The sequence below is a fragment of the uncultured Campylobacter sp. genome, assembly GCF_937997595.1.
GTDB lineage: Bacteria > Campylobacterota > Campylobacteria > Campylobacterales > Campylobacteraceae > Campylobacter_B.
The window spans coordinates 1-5,902 of sequence record NZ_CALKTS010000231.1; the positions used below are offsets into that span (position 1 = coordinate 1).

Here is a 5,902-nt window from a genome sequence, read left to right on the forward strand (position 1 = left end):
AGCGGCACGCGCACGCGGCTGATTTGCATGCCGTTTGGATGACTCCAGCCGCCTAGATTTTCGCCCACGACCTCGGCGAAGCCCGCCACCTCGCGCACGCCCTGCGCCATAGCCTCGATACGGGCGTCCGTTAGCCTTAGGCGGTCCAGCAGCGCTGCACTAAGCCCCGATTTCTCGCCGTTTGCAAGGTCTTTGGCGTTTGACGCTTTTATCGCGTCCTTTTGCGCGAGTAGCTCGTCCGCCACGGCGTTTAAAATTTCAAATTTAGCCTTGCTACCAAGTCTCAAAAGCTCGCTGCAAGCGGCTTTTGCGCGCTTACAGATCTCTAAAATTTCGTTCATTTTCGCTCCTTAATCATATTTATATTTTAAGTTTACCATATGGTTTAAATTTGATATATTTTTAAATGCATCATTTAGGTTAAACCCCAGTCGTAATAGCAAAATTTCAATATTTACAGTTATTGATTTTGCTTTGGTTTTTGGCGGATTATTGTGAAAGATATCATTGCGTGCCTTACGAATCATAGAAAATACATTTAAAAGACTATTTTTTGTGCCGTATTCTGGCAACCTTTGCCCCTTGTATTTGCACACGCTTGCAAAAATATCTCTGAAATCGCTCCAATTCGAGCCTATGACGTTTTGCAAATCACCTAGCGTAAATAAATCAAGCACCTCAAAGCTATTCATTTGCTCTGCTAGATTAACCTTTTTGGTCTGCGCTATGTGGGCAGCTTGTTTTATTAGCTTCGCATTTTTTCCGTATAAAAACCAGTCGTCGGCGTTAGAATTTGAACTATAAATTTCAGATAGTACTAGTGCAACTTTAGAACGCAATGCCGTTTCAAAAATATGGATGATTAAAAACATTTCGTGGTGCGATTTTATGCGTTTATTATAGATTGAAATGACTAAATCAAAGATGTCAACATTATTTTTGGCATATTTTTTAATAATGACGGCAGCTTCTTTGCAAGCACCCAACAAATATTTATTATGAAGTAGTGCAATAGAATTTTTAAGTTTACCGAAGCCCGGCATTTTCGTTGCATCACAGTCTAAGTTTTCACATAGTTTTTTACAGATTACACTTTCAAGATACATTTAATCATCTTTTGTTATAATAGTACCAATTTGGAGGTCTCATCGCTATGAATTAAGCGAGTATCCGAAAGGAAAGACACTCCAAATTCTATATTTTCATTCAAAATTTCACTCATTTTGTTTCCTTGACTTATAAAAAATCGCAAGCTACGCGGGCTAGTCTAGCAAAGAATATCGCCACTGCCGTACTTGTAGCAGTATTGTAAAGTATGTTTTTATTCATTTTCTCAAAGATTTCTCCCTATGCTGTAAATTTACTATCAGCCAAACTCCATGCCATAAATCTCTTCTTTAGCTATTTCTTGGCATTATATCCAACTTTCTCATTTCAATTCGCGCATAGCGCTTTTACGTAATCCGCCGGCTCATATCCGCGCAGTTCAAGAACGTCTAGCTCGCCGTTTTTATCGGCGTCCAGTTCGTTAAATTTCGCCGCCCACGCCGCACCCGCCAAAAGTAGCGCAAAAAATATAATCTTTTTCATCTTCGCCCTCCGTTTGAAATTTTAAACGCGCGAACACGGCTAAAATTTCATTGCAGCGCGATATTATCCGCGTGGATCGCGTCATCGTCGCTTTTGTAGCCTAAAGCATGCTCTATCTCATCGCTTTTTGCGCCCGCTATGCGCGCAAGCTCGCAGCTTGAATAGTTGCTAATGCCGTGCGCCAGCAGCTTGCCGTCGGTCGCGCAGACGTTTACGATCTCGCCGCGCTCAAACTCGCCGCGCACCTCTGCAATCCCGACCGCAAGCAGGCTTTTGCCCGATTTTATCGCTTTTGCCGCGCCCGCGTCGATAATCACCGCGCCTTTGCTGATCGCGCCGTATGCGAGCCAATATTTACGCGAGCTAAGCCGCGCCGCGCCCGCGCTAAAGAGGGTGCCGACCTCGTCGCCCGCCGCTATTTTAAGCAAAATTCCGTCCGTACGCCCGTTTGCGATGATCAGGCTAGTGCCGATCTGATTTGCCATTTGCGCCGCCGCGATCTTGGTAGCCATGCCGCCTGTGCCGAATTTACTGCCCTCGCCGCCTGCCATTTTGACGACGCGCTCGTCGATTTTTTCAATAAAGCTTAAAAGTTTTGCGTCTGCGTGCTCGCTCGGATTTTTGTCGTACAGCCCGTCGATATCGCTTAAAATCACGAGCAGATCAGCATCGATTAGCCCCGCTACTAGCGCACTTAGCGTGTCGTTGTCGCCCACTTTCAGTTCATCTGCTACGACGGGATCGTTTTCGTTTATGATCGGCACGATGCCGCGCGAGAGTAGCTCCGCGCAGACGTTTCGCACGCTAAGATAGCGCACCCTGTCGCTAAAATCGCCTCGGCTTAACAGCAGCTGCGCGATAATGCGGTCATGCGCCCAAAACAGCCGCTCGTAAAGATGCATCAGCGCGACCTGCCCGACCGCCGCTAGAGCCTGCTTGCGGCTTAAAATTTTAGGTCTTTGCGCGATACCGAGCAGCCCCATACCCGCGCCCACGGCGCCCGAGCTTACCAAAGCCACGCAAAAGCCCGCATCTTTTAGCTTGCAAATTTGCGCGACTAGACTTTTGATGAGCCGCTCATTTAGCGAACCGTCCGCATTGGTAAGCGTTGAGGTACCGATTTTTACGACGATACGTTTTGCGCCGCCCAGAAGCTCTTTTCTACCCATTTTCCGCTCCGAAATTTTTGAAAATTATATCGAAAACGGCTTATTTTAAATTTTATGTTTTAAGCTGAGTGGATGCGAGCTTTGGCTAAAATTTATTCCCGAATAAAATTCGGCAGCTTCTAAATACGAGAGATAAAATTTTTTGGGTAAAAGTTTGATTATAAAGTAGTCGTATTTGGCGTAGTAAATTTTCTTATAAAGCGTAGAGATGGTCTGTCTATGAAGATCATAACGGGAGTCCGACTCCCGTTATCGCGCGAAATTTACTGACTTAAAATTTACCGGATCCTTGCTAAAGCGCGGCGTTGAGGTTTAGTTGCATCTCGACGTCGTCGCTAACGAGCAAAATTTTCTTCATTTTAGCCTACTTTTTGGTGGCATTGCCTTCTTTATTTTCTACTTTCGGCCCCACATAATCCTCCCCGAAATATGCCTTCTTTATCTCTTCTTTTTTGATTGCGGCTTTCTTTTCGTAGATTTTGTATTCAGGCTTCCAGTAGTTTAGCATATTGTTTAGCCCGCTGTGGCCTACCTCGGCATGACAGCTAGCGCAGGCTAGTTGCTTATCGGTATTTAGCAAGCTTTGATAGTGAGCGTGCATCTTTTGAGCCTGGGCTGAGGTTAGCTTATTATCTACCAAATTCGTATGGCAGCTAACGCAACCGTTATCAAATACGAAGTGCTCTCTTTTCTCTCTATTTTTATGCCAGTCTATAGCCTCAGGATCTTTAAAGAAATGAACGTATCCCTCCATTAGTCCGTTTTTAGCTTTAGTTAAAACGTATTTGGCTAGATTGTCGTGAGGTATGTGGCAGTCTACGCATTTAGCCCTTACTCCGCTTTTGCCTTTACCGCTATGAACGTCGTTGCTATAAGCTATAACCATAGGATCCATCTCGTGGCATACTACGCAAAACTTCTCTCCGCTAGTTTCTTCTAGGGCGTAATGCACGGGAAGTACGACTAAAAATCCTATAATGCCGCTTACTAGTATAATAAGCGCTAGTATTTTCTTTGAAATTTTCATGGCGTTACCCCCATCCATTGCGGAACTTCGTGTTCGTGGCACTCCGTGCACATATTGGTTGATTTTTTATGCTCGTTGTGGCACTCGTCGCAGTATAGCGTAGGGCCGTCGTGAACCGAGTTGTGGGGATTTGCTTTTAGCAGATCCATATATTCTAGTCTTTTAGCTATCTTTTTCTTGTCGCCGTGACAGGACAAACAGCCTTTATCGCCTATGGATTTAAATTTACTAGCGTCGTTTCCTTGTCCTTCGTGACAATCAAGACAGGTGAAGCTTAGCTTTTCGTGATGAGGTTTTAAAGGGTGTTTGGCTCGCAGCTCGTCGGTGACGTTAAGATCTACTAAAGACGCTATCTGTGCGCTTGGTGCACCTGCGCTAAATGCAAAAGAGCATAGTAGCATAGATACGCACAAGGCGAGAAACGCTTTATGTTTCATGCGAATTCCTTTCGGATGTCAAATTTACAAATTTAACTGCAAATTCGGCTTTAAATTTAAAAGTACCGCAAGCCGAATTTTCAAATTTAACTTTAAATTCAGCCTGCGATTAAAATAAAATTTGCAAGTATTTCGAGGCGATTTTTGGGGTTGCGCGGCTAAAATTTTGCGCAGGCTAGACGAAATAGTCTGCCAAGCAAAATTTTAGCAAGCTCCGCAAAAAGCGTCCGAAAGACGCCGTAAATTAGCCTATATTCTCTCCGGCAATCATACCAAATGTTAAGCAGTCAGCTATCGCCACGCTACCTAAGCGGCTGGCTCCGTGTACGCCGCCCGTGATCTCGCCTGCTGCAAATAATCTTGGAATAGGCATCTCTGTTTGTAGAGAGATGACCTGAGCTTTGGTATTGATATCGATACCGCCCATGGTGTGGTGAAGCTTCGGCGTACCGCGCATAGCGTAGAAAGGCGGTTTAGAGATATCTACGCCGTTTGTAGTGGTTTTATCCATAGGTTTGCCAAAGTCTTCGTCTTTGCCTGATTTAACGAAGCCGTTATATCTCTCGACGGTCTTTTTTAGCTCTGCGGCAGGGATTTTATAAAAAGCCGCTAGTTCGTCTAAGGTTTCAAATTTCTTTAGTACGCCAGATTCCAGCGGTTTAGTGTAGTGTTCAGGTATGACCATATTTTTTACGCCCTCAGAGTCGCAGAAGTTGATAGGATAGATATCCGCTTTTGCGTCGATTACTTTAAACATAGCTTGAGAGCGGGTGCGGCGGTCCGCTAGCTCGTTCATATAGCGTTTGCCGGTTCTTGGATCGACTGAGATACCGTAGCGGAAGCTTCCGTTTACGTTAAACATAGAGCCCACGCCAAATCCCTTTTCATCAGGACATGCCCATGGACCGAATTGTATCCAGCTTAGCTGCACTGGAGTTGCGCCGATTCTAAACGCCTCTTTCATAGCGCCTGCGGTTGCGCCCGGGTGGTTGGTGCTATCTGTGGTAGGTAGGATAGATGGATCTTGAACCTGTCTAAAGAATACGTCGCGGCAAAATCCCCCTGCAGCTAGTACTACGCCTTTTTTAGCTTTTATAGTCTTTTTAGTTCCGGTAGTGTTTTCGGCGTCGTCTTTTTGGCTCTTTGAGTCGAATTTATAATCCTCTCTAATGATCACGCCGTCTACGCCGCCATCTTCGCCTAGGACAAATTCGTCAAATTTAGCTCTTTGTCTTAGCTCGCAGCCTTGTAGGTTTTTAAAGTATTCTACCATCGGCTGAACGATACCTGAGCCTGAACCGTTAGCTGTTTGAAGCGATCTAGGTACGCTGTGTCCGCCTGCATGAGTAACTTTATCTATGTATTTAGCGCCGCATTTTAGAGTTAGTTTATATGCGTCTTGCGCGCGAGTAGCGATGGTGTCGATGAGATCTACGTGGTTTAGTCCGCGGCCGGCTTTTAGACAGTCTTTGATAAATAGCTCGTTGCTATCTTTGATGCCTTCGGCTTTTTGCTTGTCGCTGTTTGGAACGGCAAATATTCCGCCGTTAATAACGGAGTTACCGCCTACGCGTCCCATCTTTTCTAGGATTAGGACTTTATTGCCCTTTTCGGCTGCAGTGATACCGGCTGCAAGTCCTGCAAAACCGGAACCAACGATAACTACGTCCCACTCTTCG

The 5,902-nt window shown here is 45.3% G+C and carries 6 protein-coding genes and 1 pseudogene; all 7 read right to left on the bottom strand.

The window, feature by feature from the left end:
* Positions 1-341: pseudogene (gene proA, locus Q0614_RS07805) on the bottom strand (gamma-glutamyl-phosphate reductase); the annotation flags it as partial.
* A 9-nt stretch (positions 342-350) separates the two neighbouring features.
* Positions 351-1,106, bottom strand: coding sequence for a CAAX protease (locus Q0614_RS07810; RefSeq protein ID WP_298787814.1), 756 nt, complete (start codon positions 1,104-1,106; stop codon positions 351-353).
* A 328-nt stretch (positions 1,107-1,434) separates the two neighbouring features.
* Entirely contained in the window at positions 1,435-1,590 is a 156-nt protein-coding gene (locus Q0614_RS07815) for a hypothetical protein (protein WP_298787816.1), read from the bottom strand.
* A 47-nt stretch (positions 1,591-1,637) separates the two neighbouring features.
* Positions 1,638-2,759, bottom strand: a complete 1,122-nt coding sequence (gene proB / locus Q0614_RS07820; protein ID WP_298787817.1) for a glutamate 5-kinase — start codon at positions 2,757-2,759, stop codon at positions 1,638-1,640.
* A gap of 364 nt (positions 2,760-3,123) precedes the next feature.
* Entirely contained in the window at positions 3,124-3,786 is a 663-nt protein-coding gene (locus Q0614_RS07825; RefSeq protein WP_297921939.1) for a NapC/NirT family cytochrome c, read from the bottom strand.
* Positions 3,783-4,223: a cytochrome c3 family protein gene (locus Q0614_RS07830; protein ID WP_298787819.1), complete on the bottom strand. Its 441-nt coding sequence runs from the start codon at positions 4,221-4,223 to the stop codon at positions 3,783-3,785. The genes Q0614_RS07825 and Q0614_RS07830 overlap by 4 nt, the downstream gene beginning before the upstream one ends.
* Positions 4,224-4,467: 244 nt before the next feature.
* A partial coding sequence (locus Q0614_RS07835; RefSeq protein WP_298787821.1) for a flavocytochrome c occupies positions 4,468-5,902 on the bottom strand: 1,435 nt, incomplete at its 5' end.